The organism is Wohlfahrtiimonas chitiniclastica DSM 18708, assembly GCF_000375345.1.
In the GTDB taxonomy this organism is placed as follows: Bacteria; Pseudomonadota; Gammaproteobacteria; order Cardiobacteriales; family Wohlfahrtiimonadaceae; genus Wohlfahrtiimonas; species Wohlfahrtiimonas chitiniclastica.
Genome location: NZ_AQXD01000001.1, coordinates 562507 through 588103, shown reverse-complemented (window position 1 = coordinate 588103; position 25597 = coordinate 562507). Strand labels below are relative to the sequence as shown.

The 25597-nt window shown below is 44.8% G+C and carries 19 protein-coding genes; 7 read left to right on the top strand and 12 right to left on the bottom strand.

All coding sequences use genetic code 11. The annotated features are described in order from the left end of the window. The first annotated feature begins 12 nt into the window (after window positions 1-12). The 3 genes from B143_RS0102725 (at window position 13) to B143_RS0102715 (ending at window position 4671) form a co-directional block, all read left to right on the top strand. Entirely contained in the window at window positions 13-831 is an 819-nt protein-coding gene (locus tag B143_RS0102725; protein ID WP_018122101.1) for a class I SAM-dependent methyltransferase, read from the top strand. 52 nt (window positions 832-883) lie between these two features. Continuing rightward, window positions 884-3019 (top strand): TonB-dependent receptor plug domain-containing protein, encoded by a 2136-nt coding sequence (locus B143_RS0102720; protein ID WP_018122100.1) that lies wholly within the window; start codon window positions 884-886, stop codon window positions 3017-3019. Between the two features lie 269 nt (window positions 3020-3288). Next, window positions 3289-4671 carry a flavin-containing monooxygenase gene (locus tag B143_RS0102715; protein ID WP_018122099.1) on the top strand — a complete coding sequence of 461 codons (1383 nt, stop codon included), beginning with the start codon at window positions 3289-3291 and terminating at the stop codon, window positions 4669-4671. 43 nt (window positions 4672-4714) lie between these two features. Here the strand turns inward: B143_RS0102715 and B143_RS10080 are convergent, their stop codons facing one another. From B143_RS10080 to B143_RS0102660, 10 genes are all read right to left on the bottom strand, one after another. Beyond that, a complete protein-coding gene (locus tag B143_RS10080; RefSeq protein WP_018122098.1) occupies window positions 4715-8434 on the bottom strand; it encodes an autotransporter outer membrane beta-barrel domain-containing protein in 3720 nt (1239 codons plus the stop codon). A 160-nt stretch (window positions 8435-8594) separates the two neighbouring features. Then, entirely contained in the window at window positions 8595-9470 is an 876-nt protein-coding gene (locus tag B143_RS0102705; RefSeq protein ID WP_018122097.1) for a formate dehydrogenase accessory protein FdhE, read from the bottom strand. 65 nt (window positions 9471-9535) lie between these two features. Continuing rightward, a complete protein-coding gene (locus tag B143_RS0102700; protein ID WP_008314712.1) occupies window positions 9536-10201 on the bottom strand; it encodes a formate dehydrogenase subunit gamma in 666 nt (221 codons plus the stop codon). After that, window positions 10198-11136 (bottom strand): formate dehydrogenase subunit beta, encoded by a 939-nt coding sequence (gene fdxH, locus B143_RS0102695; protein WP_008314713.1) that lies wholly within the window; start codon window positions 11134-11136, stop codon window positions 10198-10200. The genes B143_RS0102700 and fdxH overlap by 4 nt, the downstream gene beginning before the upstream one ends. Continuing rightward, the gene (gene fdnG / locus B143_RS0102690) at window positions 11136-14201 is read right to left on the bottom strand and encodes a formate dehydrogenase-N subunit alpha (RefSeq protein ID WP_155964846.1); all 3066 of its coding nucleotides are present in this window, start codon (window positions 14199-14201) and stop codon (window positions 11136-11138) included. Before fdnG ends, fdxH begins: the two co-directional genes overlap by 1 nt. 148 nt (window positions 14202-14349) lie before the next feature. After that, window positions 14350-14574: a SlyX family protein gene (locus B143_RS0102680; protein WP_246534757.1), complete on the bottom strand. Its 225-nt coding sequence runs from the start codon at window positions 14572-14574 to the stop codon at window positions 14350-14352. Next, complete coding sequence (locus B143_RS0102675) at window positions 14552-16567, bottom strand: transglutaminase TgpA family protein (protein ID WP_248647494.1); 2016 nt, start codon at window positions 16565-16567, stop codon at window positions 14552-14554. The genes B143_RS0102680 and B143_RS0102675 overlap by 23 nt, the downstream gene beginning before the upstream one ends. 4 nt (window positions 16568-16571) lie before the next feature. Then, entirely contained in the window at window positions 16572-17459 is an 888-nt protein-coding gene (locus tag B143_RS0102670; RefSeq protein ID WP_018122094.1) for a DUF58 domain-containing protein, read from the bottom strand. Between the two features lie 2 nt (window positions 17460-17461). Then, window positions 17462-18373 (bottom strand): AAA family ATPase, encoded by a 912-nt coding sequence (locus B143_RS0102665; protein WP_018122093.1) that lies wholly within the window; start codon window positions 18371-18373, stop codon window positions 17462-17464. An 18-nt stretch (window positions 18374-18391) separates the two neighbouring features. Next, on the bottom strand, window positions 18392-18841 hold the full coding sequence (locus tag B143_RS0102660; protein WP_008314728.1) for a copper resistance protein NlpE N-terminal domain-containing protein: 450 nt from the start codon (window positions 18839-18841) through the stop codon (window positions 18392-18394). A gap of 120 nt (window positions 18842-18961) precedes the next feature. Here B143_RS0102660 and B143_RS0102650 point away from each other — a divergent pair, with 120 nt between their 5' ends. Genes B143_RS0102650 through B143_RS0102640 form a run of 3 tightly spaced genes read left to right on the top strand, consistent with a single transcriptional unit; the run spans window position 18962 to window position 21085 of the window. Further along, the gene (locus B143_RS0102650; RefSeq protein WP_018122092.1) at window positions 18962-19717 is read left to right on the top strand and encodes a methyltransferase domain-containing protein; all 756 of its coding nucleotides are present in this window, start codon (window positions 18962-18964) and stop codon (window positions 19715-19717) included. An 8-nt stretch (window positions 19718-19725) separates the two neighbouring features. Continuing rightward, window positions 19726-20811, top strand: a complete 1086-nt coding sequence (mutY, locus tag B143_RS0102645; protein WP_018122091.1) for an A/G-specific adenine glycosylase — start codon at window positions 19726-19728, stop codon at window positions 20809-20811. After that, window positions 20804-21085 carry a GIY-YIG nuclease family protein gene (locus B143_RS0102640; RefSeq protein WP_018122090.1) on the top strand — a complete coding sequence of 94 codons (282 nt, stop codon included), beginning with the start codon at window positions 20804-20806 and terminating at the stop codon, window positions 21083-21085. The genes mutY and B143_RS0102640 overlap by 8 nt, the downstream gene beginning before the upstream one ends. On the opposite strand, the gene folE is transcribed toward B143_RS0102640, so the two are convergent. Next, window positions 21068-21616, bottom strand: a complete 549-nt coding sequence (gene folE / locus B143_RS0102635; protein ID WP_008314737.1) for a GTP cyclohydrolase I FolE — start codon at window positions 21614-21616, stop codon at window positions 21068-21070. The two genes, B143_RS0102640 and folE, sit on opposite strands and share 18 nt — an antisense overlap. Window positions 21617-21746: 130 nt before the next feature. Between folE and B143_RS0102630 the strand changes: the two genes are divergently transcribed. Then, entirely contained in the window at window positions 21747-22613 is an 867-nt protein-coding gene (locus B143_RS0102630; protein WP_018122089.1) for a YicC/YloC family endoribonuclease, read from the top strand. A gap of 36 nt (window positions 22614-22649) precedes the next feature. Here the strand turns inward: B143_RS0102630 and B143_RS0102625 are convergent, their stop codons facing one another. Beyond that, window positions 22650-25592: a DEAD/DEAH box helicase gene (locus tag B143_RS0102625; RefSeq protein WP_018122088.1), complete on the bottom strand. Its 2943-nt coding sequence runs from the start codon at window positions 25590-25592 to the stop codon at window positions 22650-22652. Between the last annotated feature and the right edge of the window lie 5 nt (window positions 25593-25597).

The window sequence follows — 25597 nt, the reverse complement described above, 5'->3', positions numbered from 1 at the left end:
GAAGGATTTTTCATGTCTGATTCCACCACCATTTATGACATTGATTTTGCAAAACTTTATCGCAATCATGCTGCACAAGCATTGCGCCAACCGAAAACGTCTGCCGATTGGGATAAAAAAGCAGACAACATGCGTTCAGGCACAGGCTGCACTAATGATCAATACATTCAAGCCTTTGTCTCGCGCATGGATTTGACCGATGCGGCCACTCTTTTAGATGTGGGCTGCGGCGGTGGTACCATTGGCTTAGCGGTTGCTTCAGGCTTAGAGAAAGTCTATGAGCTTGATTACAGTCCAAAAATGCTTGAAGTGGTGGCAGAGCGCGCCGCAGAACAAAAGATCAATCATTATCAAACCATTCTCAAATCTTGGGAAGATGATTGGCACGATGTCCCTGAATGTGACATTTGCGTCTCTTCTCGCTCATCGATGGTGGCTGACATTGAAGATGCACTGGCTAAGCTCAATGCCAAAGCCAAAAAAGCCGTTTACATGAGCATGACGGTGGATAAAGATTTCATTCAGCGTGACATCCTCAAAGCCATTGGGCGCGATGACATCGGTTTTCCCACTTACATTTATGCCATGAACCTACTCTATCAACAAGGCTATCGCGTGAGTGTGGATTTCATTGAAGCCAACCATTGTGCCCAAAAGCTATTGACACAAACCGCAGAAGAGTTTGTGCGCTCTGTTGAGTGGTCAATTGGCACCTTGACAGAAGATGAGCGCGATCGCCTCATCCATTATTATCATAACCACCAAAGCCAATTGCCGACAGTGAAGCCAATGCATCGTCCCTGGGCATTTTTATCGTGGAGAACATCGTAATTTTTAGTGGCGAATTCAACATCTATTTTTGATTGCATTTTTAGGAGAGTGTATGCAATATCCATCCCCCCGTTTTACTTTAACAAAAGTCGCCGCTGCGGTGATTTTGTGCACATCTGGCATGGCAATGGCAGATGAGAACAAAGCCGAACACAGTAACATTTTCACCTTAGGTACGGTTGTGGTGACCGCAGATGCCATCACCACGGCAGAATCCTCTGAATCTTTCATTGACCGCGAAACCATTGAGCTTTTAGAGGCGAAAGATTTAGGACAAGCTCTACAATATACACCGGGTGTTTTCTACGATTCACCAATTGGCGCAGCTGGCGGTCGCTCTGCCCGCCGCTTTGAACCAAGCGTATCCATTCGTGGTTATAGTTTGCGTTATGTGCCCATTTTTGTTGATGGCATTCCTGTTTACATTCCATATGATGGTTATTCAGACATGAGTCGCTTTACAACGGCGGATGTCTCTTCCATTCAAGTGGCAAAAGGTTACAGCTCCGTCATGTATGGTCATAATACTATGGGCGGCGCCATTAACATTGTGACATTAAAGCCACGCTCCGCCTTTGATTTCTCTGGCACCCTTGGTACAGCGACTGGCGATGTTAAAGAGATCAGTGCAAACGTTGGCACATTACAAGAAAATTGGTATCTACAAGTGGGTGCATCTGAACGCACACGCAAATACAGTCGCCTTGCAGAAAAATTTGATGGCAAAGATGGTGCAAATCGTCAAGTTGATAGCGATCAATATCTCTATCACACCAAAGATCGCCGCGCGAACATTAAAGTGGGTTGGACGCCCAATGCCACAGATGAATACGTTTTAAGCTATTCTAAACAAGAAGCCAAAAAATATCCCGGTACAGGCAACGGCATCATTCCAACAGAATGGATTTGGCCAAAATGGGATCGTGAAACCGTTTCCTTTGTTTCCCAAACATGGCTTTTTGATGATCAAGTTTACATTAAACCACGCATTTATCATGATGGCTTTAAAAATACGCTCTTAAACTTTAAACCCAATCAAGCCAGTCATTATGATGATAAAGCCTTTGGTGCGTCTTTAGAATTGGGCACAACAGCTGTACAAAATCATCTCTTTAAATTGATGCTGAGCTATAAGCGTGAAACCCATAAAGGCATTGATCAAGACCTCAAAAAAATGACGCAGGAAGAGACAAAAGCCACACAGAAGTTCTACTCCATCGCTTTAGAGGATACCATCACCTTTAATGAACAATGGGAAGCTCAAGTTGGGGCAATCTATACCAAACGTAAAGCAGATGCCGATGGCATTGGGGCAAATACACAAGCGTTGATCGGTCAATATCCTGCCGCACGCTCTTTATTAGCGCCATCTATGGATGCGACAGACTTCCAAGCAGCACTTTTTTATCAGCCATCAGAGACTGATACATTCCGCATCACTGCAGGTAAAAAAACACGTTTCCCAAGTTTTAAAGAAGTCTATTCAAACTATGGTGACAACGCTGTCAATTGTAAAGACAAAAAATTCAAATCTGATAAGCGATTATGCCCTGTTTATGATAAAACACCCATCATTGCGCTACAAAATCCTGGTTTAAAACCAGAAAGTGCCATCAACATTGACTTAGGCTATAGCGGCATGCCAATAGAGGGTTTACATCTTGATGCAACGCTCTTTTACAGCCAATCTAAAAATGTCATTGCTCGCGAAGAAAATAACCCTCATCGTTTCCCAGGTTACATTGTGAATCAAACCATCAACTTATCTGGTAAAGTCGAACGCAAAGGGTTGGAACTTGGATTAGATTATGACATCAATCGTTATGTGCGTTTAGGTGGTGGTTATACCTATTTAGACATGAAAAATAAGGATTCTCATGAGCATGTCACAGATACACCAAAGCATTTTGGCTATCTCTATGCCACATTTAAACCGATTGATTGGTTTGAAATCACCCCATCTATGACCGCTCGCAGCAGCAGTTATGCATTTGCTCATAGCAATGAGAAAAATAAAGGCTATCAATTATATAACCTTAAAATCAGTGTGACACCGCCACAATGGAAAGGCGTGAGCTTTAATGCAGGTGTTGATAATATCTTTAATAAAGATTATGCAGCCTATAACGCATCTTTCCCATCTGAAGGACGATCATTCTACGCAAACATGCGCATTGATTTTTATTAATCATCGTTATATAAATAAGAACATATCCCGCTGTTTTGACGGGATTTTTCATTTTACGATAACTGCTCATATCTTTTTAGATTCTTCAATATTTTTGAGATATTTTTCGATAAAATTCATAATTTTTATATTTCCCATACACAGCCATAAAAAATACCAATAAATATATTAAAATCATATATTTATAATTAAATACAAATATTTAACCTATTGACTTATGGGGTAAGATTCTATAAGGTAACCGCTCCTCAACTAAAAAGGAGTATGTTTTGGATAAAAAGAAACGTATTGCAATTTTGGGCGCAGGGCCCAGTGGTTTAGCACAATTACGTGCTTTTGAAGCGGCGCGATTACAAGGAGTTGAAAATCTGCCTGAAATCGTATGTTATGAAAAACAAAATGATATTGGCGGCATGTGGAACTACACATGGCGAACAGGATTAGACAAACACGGAGAACCTGTTCATGGCAGCATGTATCGCTATCTTTGGTCAAATGGACCGAAAGAGTGCTTAGAGTTTGCAGATTACTCATTTGAAGAGCACTTTGGCCAGCCGATTCCCTCTTATCCCCCACGTGCAGTGTTAAAAGACTACATCATGGGGCGCATCAACAAACAAGACATTCGCAAATACATTCGCTTTGAATGCCCTGTGCGTTGGGTGACGTTTGATGATGCCACAGAAAAATTCACCGTCACGGTGATGAATCATAAAACAGATCAACAAGAGACCGAAGAATTTGATTATGTTGTGGTGGCCACTGGCCATTTTTCAACGCCGAATATGCCCTATTTTGATGGTTTAGATCAATTCCCCGGCCGCGTTTTACACGCCCATGATTTTAGGGATGCATTAGAGTTTGAAGGCCGCGACATTTTATTGGTGGGCAGCAGCTATTCAGCAGAAGACATTGCCACACAATGCTATAAATATGGCGCAAACTCCATCACCATCAGCTATCGTTCTCGCCCTTTAGGTTTTGATTGGCCAGAAGGTATTGCAGAAGTACCATTGCTGACGCACTTTGATGGCAATGTTGCCCACTTCAAAGATGGCACACAAAAAGCCTTTGATGCAGTGATTTTATGCACGGGTTATCAATTCCATTTCCCATTTTTAGAAGATCGCTTGCGCCTACAGGCGAGCAATTGCCTCTATCCTGAAACATTATACAAAGGAATTTTTTGGCAAGAGCATCCACAATTGATCTATTTAGGCATGCAAGATCAATACTTTACTTTTAATATGTTTGATGCCCAAGCATGGCTTGCGCGCGATTATATGATTGGCCGCTTTAACTTGCCAGACAGCGATGCACGCGAACAAGATATGAATGCATGGCAAACAAAACGCCAAGCGGCAACCTCCGCATTTGCGGCGATTGATTTCCAAGCAACTTACATCCGTGATTTAGTGAATCAAACGGATTACCCTGACTTTGCAGTGGAAAAGCAAGCAGAACTCCTCAAAGCGTGGCAAAACGATAAAAAGAAAGACATCATGGGCTTTCGTGAACAGTGTTATCGTTCCACTCAAACCAACACTTTAGCCCCTCAATTACCGATGCCATGGTTAGAGATCAAGGACGATACATTAGAGTATTTCCTATCACTTGATTTTAAACCCCATCAATCTTTGAAGGTTTCTTAAGCGAAAACACCAAGGCAATCGGCCTTGGTGTTTGTTGATGCACTTAAAAACGATAATTGAACCCAACCATCACTTTAGTTTCACGATGATGTTTTGTACCCGTTGTATGAGACACATTGCCCCAAACGCCAAATTGCGAGTTGATGTGTGCCTCTAATCCCGCTTTAAATTCCACGCGATTTTTCATCCCTTCTAAGTACGTATCCACTTGATCCATGCGCACACCCACTGCTTTTGATTGATGCAACCAATTCGCTTCTACAAAGGGTTCAAGTCGCATGCCTTGAGGATCATTGCCCATCTCATGCTTTAAAGAGACTCGCACGCCTAAACGCGTTAAAACATGATCATGCCCCATGCCTTCCACCACAGTACCATTGCTTTCCACATGGCGATCACTTTTCACACCCGACCAAATCACTTGTGCTTGTGGAATGACATACAACGCATTAGAGGCACCTGCCGCACTTTGCCAATTCGCTGCCTGCCAAACATAACCTGATTCTAACGATGCTGTTAAACCCTTGCTGTGATATTTTTCTTTATCCAATAAGTCACCTTTGACCGTATTATTGAACCAGTTGTATAACAACCATCCATCCACATACCAGCCGTGAGATGATGCTGCATTTTGATACCATGTGCCATATAAACCTGCACTGTAACCATCGACATCACCTTTTGCACGACGATGAGACAAATGATTTTTATTGGTATTACTTGCGTGTGCATAACCAGCCATTAAACCAAAATGCACCGCATCCACCCCTTGCCATGAGCCACTGAACAAATCGCCGCCTAACTGCACCACGTAGCGATCTGATGAGAGCTGAGATTGTTCATCTGACATTCTTCCCTTCATGTGTGCCCCTGACACACGACTCCATAACGTGGTTTGTTGCATTGTGCCAGTGATGGGATCGGTATACCATGTTTCACCAACGCGATCACTTAGACGCGTGTTAAACAAGCTACCCGCTGCTGCTAAGTTTGCAGCATAGCTGCCCCCTTCCGGTCGATAAGTTGGTTTTGGCACAGGGGTGGGGTCTGGTGTTGGATCTGGCGTTGGATCTGGTGTTGGATCTGGTGTTGGATCTGGTGTTGGATCAATCGTGCCACCGTCTTGTTTAGACGTTAAGTACCAATGATTACTATTTTGCCCTGCAGCGCCCGGTTTTAAATAGTATTCATAACTACCCGCGACTATTCGCCCCTCTTGTACAAACGCATTGGCATCTGAATGCCCTGTTTGAATGATCTCAATGCCTTCAACCGTTTGTGCACCTTGTCCGCCACGATTGAGCACTGCCACGCGCGTTGTACCTGTGGCGTTACCAGTGATGATCAACTGATCTTTCGGGCTATCATCCCCACCCACTTTGACACCTAATGTCACTAGACCATTATTGCCATGCCAGTTGCCTTGTTGTGTATAAGTTTGACCCACTACAGATTGCATATTACCAATGATCAGATGACCACTGTGCTCAATGTCACCTGTGACTGTCACTTTCTGGGCTAATGCTTTTTGTGCTGAATCATCATTCAGTAAAATCGTTCCACGATTGTCCAATGCCAGCAAGGTTTGATCATTACCGGCTAAATTCAATACACCCTTTTCATCCACCAAGATATGTTGACTAGAAGCAATCGCATCATGCGCCGCTAAAGACAATTGCCCATCATTGATGGTGGTTTTTCCCGTATAACCATTTTGTGCCATTAAGACCAAATTGCCTTGCCCAGTTTTCGTTAGGCTTTGACCATCCCATGATGGATTGAGCGAGTCATGATCATTCAGCGGAACTTTAATGGCCAATGCATCATCCTTTGCAATGTCAAAAGTTCCATGCGCCCGATCGCCTAAACCATACCAACTCAATGAATATTGAACAATATGATCATTTTGACTGATTTGTGTGTAATGATTCGCCTTTTGACCTGAGATCATCAACTCACCTTCAGCAGCAGCCCCATGAATGGTCTGATCACTTTTCATAAGGGTCACCGCGGTTTGATCCCAATCTTTCAAATCAAGGGAAAAAGTTGCATCTTGCATGCTGACAGCATTGGCAGTCAATGAACCAACATCTGTAAAGTGAACCTTGACACCTTGATCTAAAGTAATCTCATTAAAGCCTGTCGCTTGCCCACCACTGACCATCAATTGACTGTTGTTGCCTGCCTTCAAAGCACCGTCCACCGCTGTTTTCGCTTGTGCATCGAGTGTCAATTGATTGGTTTGATCTGTGGCTTTAAGCACGATGTCCCCAACGATTTTTGAGCCATCCTCCAGTGTCAATTGATTGATGCCCTTTGTAAAATGAATGGCTGTCGGATCATTGCCGCTACCGGTTTGAATTAATCCATGATTGGTGATTCGTAAATCAGCACCTTCAATGGCAATGCCCGCATTGCCCGAAGCCCCATTGGTACCTTTTTTTCCGTAGGCACCATAACTACTGCCCTCACCACCCACATTGCCTGAACCGCCTGCACCACCTTTCCCACCATTACCACCATAAATGGATCCTGTATTGAGAATGGTTAAATCCGCGCCTTTAATGGCAATCCCACCATCACCACCATTGCCACCATCACCGCCTTGACCACCTACACCCCCCGGAGCATTGAACGTCCAAGCATTGCCGCCCTGACCGCCTAAATACCCCTGAGTGCCATCGCCACCATTACCCGCACGGATCACACCACTATTGGTTATGGTGCCATGCTTAACTTCAATGGCGATGCCACCTTGACCACCAGTGCCACCCTTTCCGCCTTGTCCACCGTTCCCACCAAGAAATGCACTACTGTCACCTTGTAGGTTATCACCACCTGCACCACCTGCACCGTCTAAACCACCATAACTTTGAGTATCAGCACCACGACCACCATCACCTGCGATCATTAAATTTTCATTATTAATCGTAATATGGTCTCCCTTAATGGCAGAGCCACCCTGACCACCAGTACCTGCATTGCCTCCCGCGCCGCCATCCGCACTTTTAGATTCAGTGATGCCAGAGCCATCAAAGCCACCTTGACCACCTGTGCCACCTTGACCACTTGTGCCACCTGTACCACCCTTAATTTGACCTAAGTTATGAATGGTCAATTGATCACCCATAATGCCGGCACCACCTTGACCGCCATTGCCCCCTGTACCACCAACGGCACCAATGGCACCTTGACTAATGTTTACATTAGATCCACCGGCACCACCTTGACCACTATCACCGGCCTCACCACCAATGCCACCCTGACCACCTTCGATCAATGCTCCAGCAGCATTATTGATGATCAAATCCTTGCCTTCCACGGCATTGCCACCGGTACCGCCTTTAATGTCTGATCGATTGTTTAAAGTGAAACCATTATTCCCCACAAAAACAGCGCCGCCTTGCCCACCTGTGCCACCAGCACCGCCATTACCTCCGACTTGTGCCACGCTATCTGTGGGTTGATTGGTGGCTGTTTTACCCTGTTGCCCTGCGGTACCTGATGTGCCATTTTTACCTGTGGCTGCCACAATCTTTTCATCATTGGAGGTCGATTGAGTCAATACTTGTGTCGGCGGTGCATCGGCACCTGCTTTCCCATCAATGCCATCTTGTGCTGGAGAATTGGCCACAGCCATCGCCATGCTCAACAACAAAATACCGCTCACTGTGGCTGACTTTTTCTTCCCTTTGGCCAATTCACAGGCCACTGACCATGCATTTAATGATTCATTCCATATGAGTCGATAAATTTTGTTCATGATTATCTCCTATATTATTAAGGATATTAATATTAATTAAATCAAACTTTATATCAAATATAATATCATTAATGTTATTAATAACGGCAGGATATTCAAAAAATGGAGACTCATGTCATAAAAAAACCACCTTTCGGTGGTTAATTCAAAGAAAACTGATTCAGCGCAAATACAAATTCATGGACAAACGCTGCTGATTCTCTTCAGCTAAGGTAAAGTCTAGCGCGAGCGTTGCGAGATCTTCCACATACACATCAAGCATTGGATTTTTTGTGCGATCTAAATGTTTAATGTAAGCATGACACTCAGGGCAGCTTTCAGCCTTCATGGGCGACTCTTGCCCTTCTAAAGACAATAACTCAATCTTCCCTGTATTTGGGCAGCTGTGACACGTTGAACGCACTTTATGCCATTTCGTTTCACAGGTGTTGCACACCAAATAACGTAAGCCATTGTCCATTGGGTCTAACACACTGGCAATTGGGGCATCGCCACACATCGGGCAATCATGAAAACTTTGCTCCACTTCTAACTTTGGCAAGGTGGCTAAGGTTACACTTTTCACATATACCGCTTTTAAAGCAATGGATAAAAACGGTAAATACTCTTTGGCAATCTCATCGCTGCCTTGACCAAGCAAAGTTTTGGCATATGAAATTAATGTTTCATCTGATAAATTTGCCATTGCTGTTAAAACAGATTTCACTTCATCTGCAAGCTTTTTCGCATTTAAAGCAGCCACAATGTGTTTAAAAACATTGGGAAAATATGGCAATAACTCTGCATCTTTCAAAAAAGGCGCCGCATCATTTAAAGTAGGCGGCGCCATCTCTAAATCTGCATATGCATGTTTTGCTGCTTCTGTGAGATGAATCCAAAAGTTGATGGTGCTGTGCAAAGATTCAGGCGCGCTGATCTCCATCTTCTCAAACTGCATCACGCGTGATGTGAAGGGATTGCCCTCAGGCAATAAAATGGGTTTGATGTCTGGAATCGTGCCCACTAATACATTATTTTCCGGTGTAAACTGACTCATTTCTTTCCCTATAAAAAGAATAAGCGCAATTTCTTGCGCCTATTTTTAAACATTATGATTCATTGTTATTTAGACTCTTTTTTCTCAGAATCTTCAACAACTTTCTCATTTTTCATGATTTCACGATACCAAGCAGGATGATGACTGTGGGCCCATTTTTCAGAAACCACGCCTTCTGTCATCGCACGGATGGTGCCACGAATCCAGATCGCTGCATAAACATGCACAATGATACACGCAATCAGAATTAAAGCTGCCCAAGCATGCAATAAGATGGCAATGCGACGAAGCTCAATGGAGAAATGATCGGCAAAGAAAAATGGACTTTGCCACATCATGATGCCAGTCACTAGCATCACAAATAAGCAGCCCGTCATTGCCCAGAACATCCCTTTTTGACCGGCGTTGTATTTACCCACATCGCCCACTTCTTCGCCCATGATCACTTTTTTCACAGACAATGCCCAGCGCACATCTTCCATATTAGGAATGTTATGTGGCGCATAACGCACGAACTGAATCATAAAGCCCAAGAACATGATGATGCCCACAAACGGATGCACAATGCGCGCCGTTTGCAAGGTACCAAACACTTGGCCAAACCATGAGAATGATGGATAAAAGAGCGCTAAACCTGAAATGGCCAACACAATAAAGCTAAACGCCACGATCCAATGGTTGATTCGCTCAGAAGCAGAATAACGTTGAATTAAACGATTTCCTGGTTTCATGCGTTGTCCTCCTTCTCGATATCTTTCGCTTCTTTCGCCAGTTTTTTAGGATCTAACACATCACGATCCTTATCTTTACTGTCTGCATCATTCGGGCCAATCGTAATGAAATGGAAGAATCCGAACAAAATGGAAGCGGCAATACCAAAGGTTGATAAAGGTTTTAAAAAGCCTTTCCACAACTCAGTCCAACCGCTGATCTTAGGATCTTTTGGCAAGTTTGAGTACAACTGTGGTTTATCTGCATGCTGCAATACGTATACAACGTGCGTACCGCCCACACCTTTCGGGTTATACACGCCTGCATCTTCAAAGCCGCGACCTTTTAATTCAGTCACGCGATCTTCTGCAAAGTGAAGCATGGCATCACGCTCACCAAAGCGAATGGCACCCGTTGGGCATGTTTTCACACATGCAGGCTCTTGCCCAACCGCAACACGGTCAGAACACAACGTACATTTATACGCTTTGTTGTCTTTCTTACTGATGCGCGGAATGTTAAATGGACAACCCGTAATACAGTAGCCACAACCGATACAGTTTTCTTCATGGAAATCAACGATCCCATTTTCATACTGCACAATCGCGCCCGGTGAAGGACAGGCTTTTAAACAGCCTGGATCTTCACAGTGCATACAACCATCTTTACGGATGAGCCACTCTAATTTACCGGCTTCATCAGGTTCAGCTTCAGCAAAACGCATCACTGTCCAGCTTTCTGCGGATAAATCATGTGGGTTGTTGTACGTACCATCACACGTACCGACTTTATCACGAATATCGTTCCATTCAGAACAAGCAACCTGACACGCTTTACAACCAATACAAGATGAGACATCGATGACTTTTGTCACCTCTGTCACATGTGTACGCGCTTGAGGTGGCGTGGTGGACGTCGCGGATAAACGCTTAATATCTAATGACTGCAAAGACATTATCGACCTCCCTCTGCTTTCTCAATATTCACTAGGAATGTTTTAAATTCAGGTGTTTGCGTATTCGCATCACCCACTGAAGGCGTCAACGTATTGGCAATAAAGCCTTGTTTGGTCAAACCTTCATAACCCCAGTGAATCGGAATGCCGATGTGATGAATGCGTTTACCATTCACATCTAATGGCTTAATGCGTTTAGTCACAACCGCAACCGCTTTAATGAAGCCACGCTTAGACCATACTTTCACCCAATCACCATTGGCAATGCCTTTCTCGGCTGCTAATGCTTCACCCATCTCAATGAATTGTTCAGGCTGCGCAATCGCATTCAATAATGCATGTTTTGTCCAATAGTGGAAATGCTCGGTCAAACGGTAAGTTGTGCCCACGTATGGGTAATCTTCCATTGTCCCTAATTCCTTACGGTCATCTTCAAAGATGCGCACCGCAGGGTTATTGAGCACTTTTGGATACATCAAGTTCACGCCAATTGGAGATTCCATGGGTTCATAATGGGCTGGGAACGGTCCTTCTGCCATCTTATCGATCGCATATAAACGGCTCACACCTTCAGGATTCATGATGTATGGATTCATCGCACTGCCTGGCGGCTCATCTGCTTTGAAGTCAGGGACATCGTAACCGGTCCATTTTTTACCATTCCAGAAAATGAGCGCGCGCTCTTTATCCCACGCCTTACCATCACGGTCAGCCGATGCACGGTTATAGATAATGCGGCGGTTTGCAGGCCATGCCCACGCCCAACCTAAAGTATTACCTAAGCCCGATGGATCGCTGTTGTCACGGTTGGCCATTTGGTTGCCCGCTTCCGTCCATGAGCCTGCGTAAATCCAGCAGCCTGATGCGGTTGTCCCATCATCACGCAATTGCGCAAAGCTTGAGATCAATTGACCTTTTTTCAAAATCACATTGCCATCGGCATCTTTGATGTCTGCCAATGCATAACCATTGAGCTCTTTGGCCAATTCATCAGGATGAGGCGCAGTTGGGATGTCATATTTCCAAGAAATATTCATCAATGGTTCAGGGTTCACACCACCATGCTCTTTATAGAGTCGGCGCACTTCATATAAAATGCCTGACAAAATATTCGCATCTGGCAATGCTTCTCCCGGTGCATCTGCTGCTTTCCAGTGCCATTGTAACCAGCGACCGGAGTTCACAACAGCGCCATCTTCTTCCGCAAAACATGTGGTGGGTAAACGATACACCGTGGTGCCAATTTTACTGGAATCCACATCGTTTGACTCGCCATAGTTTTTCCAGAAAGTGGAGGTTTCTGTCACCAATGGATCCATCACCACTAAATATTTCAATTTAGAGAGTGCTGCGATGGTTTTGTTCTTATTTGGGAACGATGCCACAGGGTTAAAGCCTTGGCAGAAATAGCCATTCATTTTCCCTTGTTTCATCAACTCAAATACGCGCAATACATCGTACATTTGATCCCATTTAGGCAACCAATCAAAGCCCCAACCGTTCTCTTTGGTGGCTTTATCACCCCAGAATGTTTTCATCATACTGACGAAGAACTTCGGCGTGTTGCCCCAATAGTTGAACTGATCAGGTCGTGTTGCTTTTGGCGTCACTTGTGACAAATAGGTGTCAATCGTTGTCTGTTTTTCACTTGGCAATGGCATATAGCCCGGCAAGTTCGTTGACAACAAACCTAAATCCGTCAAACCTTGAATGTTCGAGTGACCACGCAGTGCGTTCACACCGCCCCCTGGCATACCGATGTTACCCAATAACAATTGAATCATCGCCATGGTACGAATGTTTTGCGAACCAATCGTATGCTGCGTCCAACCAAGTGCGTACAAGAATGTCGCCACTTTATTGTGGGCAGAACAGGTGCCTAAAATTTCACAAACTTTTAAAAATTCTTCAACCGGCGTCCCTGTGATGGTGCTCACCAACTCAGGTGTATATGATGCATAATGTTTTTTCATCATATTAAACACACAGCGCGGATCCTCCATTGTCGGATCGACAACGGCATCGCCATTTTCATCCATCTTGTAGTTCCAAGAGGATTTATCTGTGTACGCGTTTTTCTCTTTATCCCAACCCGAGAATAATCCCTCATTGAAATCAAAGTCATCATGGACAATAAACGTCGCATTGGTGTAATTTTTTACATAATCCCAGTTTATTTTGCCATTTGCGATGAGCCAATTGATCACACCGCCAAGGAACGCAATGTCTGTCCCTGAACGAATCGGTGCATAAAAATCAGCAACGGATGCAGAGCGGTTAAAACGAGGATCAACCACAACAAATGTTGCGCCACGTCTTTGTTTTGCTTCTACGACCCAACGAAAACCAACAGGATGCGCTTCCGCAGCATTCCCACCCATTACAATTACAACGTCGGCATTTTTGATATCAACCCAGTGGTTGGTCATGGCGCCGCGGCCAAATGATGGAGCAAGACTTGCTACCGTGGGTCCATGTCAGACCCGAGCCTGATTATCTATGGCCACCATCCCAAGTGAACGAACAAACTTACCTGTCAAATGACCGGCTTCATTACTCGCACCTGACGCTGCTAAAAAGCCCGCCGTTGTCCAACGGTTGACACGCACGCCTTCTGCGTTGTGCACCACCATGTTGGCATCGCGATCTTCTTTAATGTGGGCGGCGATCTCTTTGTACGCCTGATCCCAACTGATGCGCTCCCACTTATCAGAATTTGGACGACGAACTTCAGGATACTTCAAGCGGTTTGGACTCTTCACGTAATCTAGTAAGCCCGCTCCCTTAGGACATAACGCCCCGCGGCTCACTGGATGATCCGGATCCCCTTCCACATGGATGAGGCTTGCTTTCGCATTATAAGCGCCATCACCTAAACTATACATTAACAATCCGCACCCTACCGAACAGTATGTACATGTATTACGCACTTCTTTTGCGCGCAATAATTTATACTGGCGAACTTCCGCGTGAGCTATGCTTGGCGCCATACCCATTAACGCCAAACCAGTTCCTCCGACAGCTCCAGCGGACAGTTTAAAAAACTGTCGTCTAGAAACTTCCATAAATTACCTCTTAAATTTAAAACACACCTAACAACACTTTTTAAAAACTCTAAACATCCATTCACAGTCTTTAAAAAATTTTAAAACGAGTTGTTCATTATATACTTTTTATTCACAGTCGCAAACGGCTAGAACCGGCGATGCCCCATTAATAATGTGGGGGACGCTCATCTAAAAGCGAAATCTGTGAGTCTTCTGTCTTCTCTGCTAATTTAGAAGATAATGTGATCAACTGATTGTGCAAATCTTCGATTTGGCGTTGTTGATCAATCAGACATTGATTCAATGTCTCAATCGTGAGTTCGTGAAACGCCTCGCGCTGCTCTAATTCATCTACGCGGGCGCGTAAGTCATCCATTTCGTCGTGTGCCATTGTTACCCTTCACAATTTTCTGCATGGCTAAAATCGCTTTCTTCACCAAAGTGGTTGATTGTACACCTTTATGCGGCGCATAAAAATAGTTCACCAACATTTGTTGCATCTTTTCTAAACTTTTTTGCTCATCCTCTGAAAGATACGGCATCAATGCCTGCTTGAATTCATCGATTGAAGTGCCTTGCGGCAAATCAAGCCTAAAGCGTGCATTGCTCAGCGCCAATAATCGCTGATACTCATCACTCACCGTGCGTTTAAAGGCACGCCAAGGTTTCATCACCCACAGCACTAATGCAAATACAATCAGTAGGATGAAAGCAATTGTCACTTTCAATAACAATGCTGTGGTCAGCTCTTTGACATTAAACAGCATGGAGAAGAGCGATTGTTGCGTTTGGTTTTGATACCCTAAAACAAACTTCGTCCAGCGATAATCTAAATCCTCTCGCCATGCTTTAAGAGCGGCCAACCAGCTTTGTTCACCCTGACCCACGGTTGTTTCACCCGTCAATGCCATCAATAACGCTTCAATGCCATGGTCTAATCGATTCGGTGCCACTGCCATCGTAGGATCAAGTCGCACCCAATGATTTTGATCCCAATATTCCACCCATGCATGGGCTTCTTGCCCTCTGACGGCAACGCGGCGTTCGGCAGCTTTAATGTCGCCGCCAAGATAACCAATGACAACACGGCTCGAAATGCCTGCACGGCGCAGCATCCAAGCCGTTGCCCCTGCATAATGTTCACAAAAACCGCTTTTGGTGTCAAACATAAACTCATCGAGGGTGTTTTCACTCGTCAATCGCCCTGGCTCTAACGTATATACATAATCCTGACGAAAATGCTGCAAAATCTTTTGCACATATTGGGTTGGATTTTGACTCTCTAACCATAAGCGATCGGCCAAAGCGGCAGTGTAGGGATTATCATTCGTGATCTGTGTGTAACCAGATGCGGTAATCTCAGCCACATTTTGCCCATTTTGCAATTGAGCCTCTTTGTAATAAGTGCCGCCGTATTGAATTTTCTGCTCTACCGGATGAGCATACTGATAACTGAAATCAGGCAAAGGCACAATAGTATTTTGCCCTTCATCCATCAACGTGAGATCAAGGGTTGCCAAATAGCGCTGCTGCGTCGGCGACATCACCACGCTATAATGTTGGCCTTTTGAGGATTTTGGCAAGCGGTAACCTGCTTGCGGTAACGCATCAGCAGCATGGGTTGCGCGCCAGGTTTTCCCATCAAAATGATCCAGCGTTAAGCTGCGCCAATAAAGCTCATTGACCTTAGGCACTGCCCCTTCAAATTCTGCCCAAAACATGTGTTGATCACTGCTGGCAAGCTTTGCGATGCTTCCAGGCGTCATACTGTTTGACACACCGGTTTTGGCCACTTCTGTCATCTGCCCACGCCCTGGCAATAGAGAGGGAAAGCGCGGGAACACCAAAAAAAGTACAATCATTAAAGGCAAAGAGAGCGCCATCAGTTGTAAGGCGGTGAACACTTGGGCTTTGTGATTGACGCGCCCATAACCCACTTGCTGCAAACTGAGCATTCCTGACACAATCAGCGCGAAAATCAGCACAGAATACATGAACATGCCAATGCTACGATCAAATAAATATAATGTTGAAATCCCGATCAATCCCACAGCGCTGAGAATATAACCATCACGCACAGTTTTAGATTCCACAAATTTAAGGGCATAAATCGCCATCAACAAAATGCTGCACCCCGTTGTATTGAGAAAATTGCCTTGCGTGGCATACAAAATGCCCACAACGGCTAGGATCATCGCGACTTTGACAATGCTTGAGGGAAAGCCCATTTTCATGCGATAAATGCGCAGGCGCCACACAAAGCAGCCCACAAACATCAGCGCCACCCACATGGGCAAAAAGAGCCACAATTGTGGCAAAAGGGTTAAGACAAACGCCGCACCGAACCAAATGACTGAGCTGCGTGGAAGATCCATATTATTCATGCCTCTATCGTTGATACAATGCCAACGCCTCTAAACAGCGTGCTTGATGAGCATCACCTGTATTGGGCTCAATGGTTAAAGCGCCCAATCGTAGCCCAAATCGTTGTCCTTTTTCCGTCCAAAGCAATACAAAATGGCATAAGTAAGATAATTTCTGTTCGATTGACCCGGTAAAATCCGCATCACTGAGCCACACTTCGGTAGTGGTTTGGCCAGAAAATTCCTTCACCCAAACCCCTTGACCTTTAGCATAGGCGCGCCAATCAATCCGCGAAAGCGCATCCCCAATGGCATATCTTTTTAATCCCTCAAAATGATCCACACCACGGATGATGTGCGCCGCTGACTCTGATGCCCCTTGCCCCTCTACCATGGTATGGTGTGTTGGCAGTGGAATCGTCATGGGTTTGGGATAACATAAGGTGTGCGAAGGCAGATCAATACGCGTCCATGCACGAAACAGCCCGAGCGGATAAGTCGTCGACAGGGTGACAGGCGGCAAATCAACGCGCCCTCGCACACAATCCTCAAGCAATATTGGCGCGGTGACCCTCTGTTCTTTTGGGCAATCAATGCGCACCTCAGAGGCGGCAATGCTCACCATAATGGCCGGATGCAAACGATCAGGTGCCTCAACACCCACCGGAAACATCGCCGTTTGCCCATCAAACACAGGCTCTGCACGCCCCACCGTGAGCTTTAATTGATCTAAATTGCGCCAAGTGAGCACCATGGTGGCCAAAAAGAGTGAAAAGAGCCAAAAACAGAGCAGATACACCAAGGCATTGTCAAAATTAATGGCCATCACCAACAACACGCCACAGAGCAACACATAAATGAGCCCAAAGCGTGTGGGTAAAATATAAAGAGTGCGGCGATTGATGGTCTGCATGATTACACAAGTGTTGGAATATGATTCAACAACCATTGCACCGCATCATGGCTGTTGTGTCCGCTGTGACGCAAACGGTGCTCAAAGACACTCGGCAATACCGCTTTCACATCTTCTGGCACCACATAATCCCGCCCACTGACCAAAGCATATGCCTTCGCTGCTTTTAATAATGCCACACTACCGCGGGGCGAAATACCAACGGCAAAGCGCGCCTCAGTACGAGTGGCAAACACCAAACGCAAAATATAATCTAACAATGCATCCGATGCCGTCACGGCCATCACTTGTTGCTGAATGAGACTGAGGGATTCTCGCGTCAACAGCGTTGGCAATGCCGCCACTTTACCGCGATGGGTTTCACCTTTTAATATGCGGCGCTCTGCTTCCTGAGTCGGATAGCCAAGCGACAGCGTCATTAAAAAGCGATCCATCTGAGAATCTGGCAATGGATAGGTGCCACTGCCCGCTGTGTTCGGATTTTGAGTGGCGATCACAAAGAAGTGTTCTGGCAGGCGATAACTTTTGCGCCCAATCGACACTTGGCGCTCTTCCATTGCCTCTAACAATGCACTTTGGCTTTTTGGCGTGGTGCGATTGATCTCATCGGCGAGCAGCAATTCTGTAAAAATTGGGCCATGGTGCAGGCGAAAGGCTTGTTGTGCTTGATCAAAGATCTCGCCGCCAATGATATCCCCTGGCAATAAGTCAGAGGTGAATTGTAAGCGCTGATACGATAAACCGAGCACTTTGGCCAAACTGTGTGCCAACGTTGTTTTACCCATACCCGGTAAATCTTCTAACAACAGATGGCCTTTTGCAAAAAGGCAGGCCAAACTTAATGTGACCTGCGCTTCTTTACCTAAAATGATGGCGTTGAGCGCCATTTTTATTTGTTTGATTTGATTATGCATGACGACTCAAGAAAAATATTAACGCACCACTTTTTGGAATTTAGGCTCTGAGGTGATCTCAGCAAAGCTTGCCACAGGATGATCTAACAGCACCATCTGATTTTCTGCCACAAAGAAATGCATGTTGCGTGCATTTAAGAGGCGAATGATGGGGGCATTTTTATCCCACGTATAACGGCCTTGAAACACAATGGGTTGACCTAATGGCGCACCATTTTTCATGCTTTGCTCAATATAACGATATTGCCCATACTGATTCACTTGCAATTGTGCATTGGTATAATCACACCCTTCGCATTTTAAACGCGTGCGATACGTGCCAGGATAATCAAGGCTCGTTTGGGCGATTTGTGAGGCTGTTTCTACAGGCTCAACAGGCTTTGGCGCCTCTGTTTTTTTAGGGGAAACAGATAAGCAACCGGTTAATATTAAAGGCAACATTGCCGCTGTGATCACACTCTTTTTCATACGTACGCTCCATTATTTTTTAATCAACATCACAGTCATTCATTGTAGCTGATATCTAGCAAATTTGACATTTTTTCACCCCTTCCACTATGATCCCTCTTTTCTTTATGGTTTTCCCTCATGACTGCTCCTCGTTTTGATGCATTAAGCGCACACTTTCAGGATAAAATTTATGCCTCCTTTAAAGGTCAATTGCGCCTAGCCATTTTAGAGCGTGATTTCCTCAAATTTGATCTGCTCAAGCGTCCTTTCAAAACTTTGGACATTGGCGCAGGCCAAGGACAATTTGCCAGAGTATTGGCGGAAAATGGTCATGACATGACCCTTTTAGAAGCGGCTGATAATATGTTGAGCCTTGCCAAAACGCGCTTTGCTGATCATCAATTGACGGCAACCTTCATCCATGATGAATTGCAAAACATTCCAGAGCGCTTCACAGAACCATATGATCTGATCCTTGCCCATGCGGTGATCGAATGGCTAGACAATCCTGCCGACATCATTCAAATTGCCAAACATGTCATGCATCAACACAGCACGCTCTCCCTACTCTTTTATAATGTCAATGGTTTGATTTATCACAATCTCATTCGTGGCAATTATCGTTATGTGGAGAAAAACAATTTCCGTGGTGAGGCCGGCGGCTTAACGCCCATTTCACCGGTGCAACCGACAGAATTAAAACAAGCGCTAGAAACTGCAGGCTGTGAGATCATCCATCAAAGTGGTATTCGCACTTATTATGATTTTATGACCAAAGACAATAAGCAAAAAATCAGCACGGAAGACCATTTAAAGATGGAGATGCACTGCTCCACGAAACCTGAATATCTGCCCAATGCCCGTTATTTGCATTGGCTCGTTCGCCTAAAATGAGAATGAACATGTCACTTTTTTTAGCCCCAACCACGGGCGAAACACTGCGCGCCTTTCATCAACAATTGATGCAATGGTTTGATGAACATGGTCGCCATGATCTGCCTTGGAAGCCACAGGATCATTACACAAATGCTCAAAACATCTATCACATTTGGCTCTCTGAAATCATGCTACAGCAAACGCAAGTGGCAACGGTGATTCCATACTTTTTTAATTTCATCGAGCAGTTTCCCACCATCAATGCGCTGGCGGATGCAGAGATTGAACGCGTACTCAAAGCTTGGGAAGGCTTAGGCTATTACGCCCGCGCCCGAAATTTACATCAAGGCGCACAATATGTCCGGGATCAATTCAATGGTGAAATCCCCTGTGATTTTGCGGCCATTGAATCCATCAAAGGCATTGGGCGCACCACCGCCGCTGCCATTATGAGCCAAGGATTTAATCGCCCTTTTGCGATTTTAGATGGCAATGTCAAACGCGTGATGGCACGCGTCACAGGCGCAATGCATCCAGAAAAGCAGTTGGAAAAAGTCCTGTTGCCCTTTGCCTATATGATGAGCAGCCAAGCGCGCCCAAATGATTATACGCAAGCGGTGATGGACTTTGGCGCCACAGTGTGCACCAAGCAGCCTAAATGCACCACTTGCTTTTGGCAGGCACGTTGCATCACTTTGCAACAGCAACAAGTGGCGATGATTCCCGCGAAAAAGATCAAAGCTGTGAAAAAAGAGCTCGAACTCTTCCCCATGATTGTGGAAAATCAGCGTGGCGAATTATTGTTTCATCAACGCACCACAGAAACCATCTGGCACAACCTTTATGAGTTCCCGCACCTCTCTTCCCATTTGCTAGACATTGAAGAGATGATGCCGAATGTGACCGTGATCGAGAGCATCTCCTTGCCGCGCTTTAAACATGTGCTCACACACATTAATTTTCACATTGAGCCACTATGGATTAAAGTGATAACGGATGAATCATCCATCACTCTCAATGGACAATGCTATGCTTTCACACCGCGCGCCATGTATGAAACGTATGCAAAAACCAAACCCACCAATGATTTATTAGATGTGATTCATGGCTGATCACTTCTTTTATGTTCTGCTGTGTCATGATGATTCACTCTATGCCGGTTACACCACAGATCTAGCGCGGCGTACAGCAACACATAATCGCGGCAAAGGGGCAAAATATACGCGGGCGCGTTTACCCGTACAATTGATTCATGCCGAGCGCTTTGCCACACAAACCTTAGCGATGCAGCAAGAATATGCCTTTAAGCAATTGACGCGCACAAAAAAAGCGGCTTATTTAGCCGCTTTTGGCGTTGATCTCACGCGCTTACTTAATGAAGCTTAAAAACTCTGCACGCGTGGCCGGATTGTTTCTAAAGGCGCCAAGCATGGCAGATGTCACCATGTGAGAATTTTGCTTCTCAACGCCGCGCATCATCATGCACATGTGTTTTGCTTCAATCACAACCGCAACGCCTTTAGCATCCGTCACTTCTTGAATGGCATTGGCGATTTCAGAGGTGAGCGCCTCTTGAATCTGTAAACGGCGCGCAAACATGTCCACAATGCGGGCAATTTTCGATAAACCAAGCACTTTGCCATTGGGCAAATACGCCACATGCGCTTTACCGATGAAGGGCAAAATGTGGTGCTCACACAAAGAATACAACTCAATGTCTTTGACCAATACCATTTCATTGCTGTCTGATGAGAAAATGGCGCCGCCCACGACTTCTTCTAAGGTTTGCTCATAACCACGACACAGATATTGCATCGCCTTTGCAGCGCGTTTCGGTGTATCAACGAGGCCTTCGCGCTCAGGATCTTCACCAATTTCAGTTAAAATGGCACGGTAATTTTTTTCTAAATCAGACATGATCGCAACTCAATAATGTGAATAAAGCTCCGAAGTTTACTAGGAATTGCAACATTGATCAATGATATTCACCAAATCCCGCAAAGAGCGTTATAATTGCATTTTGTTTATCGTAATTTTAAGGAACAGTATGATCTCCTCCATGACAGGTTTTGCTAGAGAAACCGTAGCCACAGATTTTGGTACATTATCCATTGAGCTACGCAGCATCAATCACCGCTATTTAGAAACCTATTTTAAATTGCCAGACCTATTGCGTGCCTTTGAACCTGCCTTGCGTGATCAAGCGCAATCCGTATTAAAGCGCGGTAAACTTGAGATCATGATGCGCCTAGAAGCAGCCGGTGCCACCAATGAACATTTAACCCTCAATGAAACGCTTGCTAAAAATGTGATCGCCCTGCATCAAGAGGCCAATGCCATTCTTGGGACAACACATGCCTTGAGCCCTTCTGAGTTGATGCGCTTTCCAAATATGCTCATCACGCGTACGCCAGATCCTAATGCGTTAGAAGCCATCACCACACAAACTTTTGCAACGGCACTTCAATCATTGGCGAAAAATCGTCAAGCAGAAGGCGCACGCATTCAAGCTGTGATTGAAGATCGTTTAAATAAAATCGCGGCATTGACTGAACAAGCCCAAGCCCTGCGCCCTGAAGCGATTGTACGCCTGCGTGATAAATTAACCGCGCGCTTAGCTGAATTTGCCATTGAGGTGGATCAACAGCGCTTAGAGCAAGAATTAGTCTTTGCCATTCAAAAATTGGACATCGATGAAGAGATCGACCGCCTCCATTCTCATGTTGTCGCCATGACCGATGCCATTGCCCGCAATGAACCGATTGGCCGCCGCTTAGACTTTTTAACTCAAGAGTTGAACCGCGAAGCGAATACACTTGGCTCAAAGTCCCAAGATGCAGAGCTCACCGCCATTGCCGTTGAGTTAAAAGTGTTGATCGAACAGATCCGCGAACAAATTCAAAACATCGAGTAAGCCATACATTGAAGCCCCGCAAAGCGGGGTTTTGTTTTATGGATGAATTAAATATTGATACAAACTCTCTTTCACCGCTTGCTTGAGCTCTAAATTGAGCGTCACCACATTGATGGTTTTATCTTCAGAGATCGGCATTTTCTCTTCCATAAAACTGTGTTGATCCGCCGTGACGCGCCCTAAGCAATAAAACTCACGCCCTTCATCATTGTCTTTTTTCACAAAAAGATACAAAGCGATATTGCGCGATTGACTGTGATAAAACGCCTGCACATCTTTACTTTTAAGTGTGCGCTGCCCTTTTGAAAACCAACGCAGGAGCGATGGATTTAAGAAAGCATCCTCATATTTGGTGCGATCGCTGATGTTTTCATCTTTATGATAATTGACAAAAATGGGGCACACTGTTTCATCCCGATCAAACAGATAACCGCCCACACTTTGCGCATTTGGATTTTCTTGGTAATTGAGAATGCGAAAGACATCTTTGCGGCTATATTTTTCATACAAAATAAAGCGCCCATCGATCAAACATGAATCTACCAACTTTTGTCGATAAACGGCACGGGCTAAATCCACCGATTGCATCAAATGGGTTTTAAAACTTGATTGCGCCAACAATGTTTTAAATTGTGACGTCAAAACAAAGGATTGCCCATCAAATGCCACCACATCATACAATGCTGCATCTTTTAAATATGCACTGTGGCGATAAACCACTTTGCGTTTATTGACCTCAGTCACCACAAAGCTAAAGTTAAGATTATCCACCACTGAAATGATGTCTGCATCCGTTGGCGTAAAGTGAAAATGTGCATTGCAATGGGATTTAAATGCATCTAACGTGATGACATGATGCTGTAATAATTCAAAGAGCAGACAACTTTCTGTAATGCGCTTGGCATTATTGATCTCACCATCAAAGTAACGCAGCATGGCGGCAGCATCCTCTGAAAGTGGCGGCACATGCGCTTTAAAAACATATTTCAGCGCTTGATAATAACTGCCAAACACCCGAATGTATTGATAAGGATCACGCGACCCATGGCGAATAAAGTCAATGGGCGTCGGCATATGCCCAAGCTTATCAAAGAGCGCCTTCATGTCCTCGGCCAAATCTTTTTTATGATCAAAAGATGCTTGATTAATCGCAGCATAAATGCGCTGCTCTGTAATGGCATCAAAGCTAATGCTCGATGCGCCCGGCAACGCGCTGCTGCCTTCACTCATTTTTCGGCGAAGCGCATCTTTGTTATATGATGTATCGCCAAAAAGTGCCATCGGAATCATATAGTTATTGGCATAATTACCAATGAAATCCAACACCGTAACATAAGACTTATCTTGTGCTTTACGCAATCCGCGCCCAAGCTGCTGCACAAACACAATCACCGATTGCGTTGCGCGCAACATCACAATGAGATTCACGCGCGGAATGTCGATCCCTTCATTGAAAATATCCACCGTGAAAATGAATTGTAGATGATCCACATCATCAGATTCGAGCGATTCAATCGCCGCCTCACGTTCATGTTCACTGTGGCGCCCAGACAAAGCACATGCACGAAAACCAAACCCACAAAATTGTGCGGATAATGCATCGGCTTCTTCTACACTTGAGCAAAAAACCAGCCCGCGATAATCTCCAGTATCCGTAGAATAATGGGTGATTTTCTCCAAAATGTGCGCCACACGTTCTTCACGAATCAATTGATTAAAGCTTGGCGGCTTTTTCACATCGTCCGTCAATACAATGTCCGCAATGCCGTAATAATGAAATGTGGTGAGTAAATCTGCTTCAAGTGCATCTTTTAAGCGAATTTCATAGGCAATGTTGTGATCAAAATATTGAAAAATATCTTCACCACTCATGCGCTCTGGCGTTGCCGTCATGCCCAATAAAAATTTGGGCGTAAAATGGTTAAGAATGGTTTGATACGTTTGCGCCGCTGCGCGGTGGGTTTCATCAATCACAATGTAATCAAAATGATCTTGAGCAAAATGCGCTAAATGATGGGGCAAACTCATCGTTTGCACTGTGGCAAAGAGATAATCGGCAGCGTAATCTTTATGATTGCCGTCAAATAAGCCAAAGGTCATGTGCGGATCATGGCCTGCAACGCTTGACAATATCTTTTGATACGACTGCATGGATTTGGCTGCAATCGTGCTTCTGTGCACTAAAAAGAGGAATGTTTTGGGTTGAACGCGCGCCACATCAAACGCCGATAGATAAGTTTTGCCCGTGCCGGTTGCAGAAATGAGCAATGCCTTTGTTGCCCCTTTTTCATCGCGAAGATGTTGTAAATTATCCAAAGCTTTTAATTGCATGGCATTCGGTGCAATGTGTTGCCCGCTTGTGATTTTCGTATGCTGCAATTGGTTTCTGCCAAAGCGCAATTGCTCATACTGAACACGATATTGATCAATGATGGCTTTGCTCACAAGGATTGATCGCTCATACATCACTTGTTGTTCAGCTTTGATCTGCTCGATGATCTCGCCATTAATGGAGGCATCTAATTTAATGTTAAATTCATAATTTTTGCATAAGGCACTGTCCGTCAAATTGCTACTGCCAATGACCACAATGCTCTGCTCGCCCTTTTCAAAATAAAAACATTTGGCATGAAAGCTGTTGTGCACATCAATGCGCAGTTCAATGTTTCGATAGGCCAATAAACGCTCAAGTGCCGCAGGATCGGTAAAATTAAGGTATTGTGACACAATGATCACGCCTTTAATCGCTTTACGATTCAACTCATCGAGCGCCTCACGAATCACCGCAACACCGCCTGTCGTCACAAAGGCCACCGAGATAAAGAATTCATCACAGGTTTTCAGCTGCTCTAAAATCGTGGTGAGCACCTTTTTTTCGCGTTTAAAATCATTGACTAAAATGGCAGGCAGATATTGCCCTTTTGAAATGTGATCCACATCATAAAAACTTGTGGTCAGATCATTGAGAAGATCATTCATAGCGC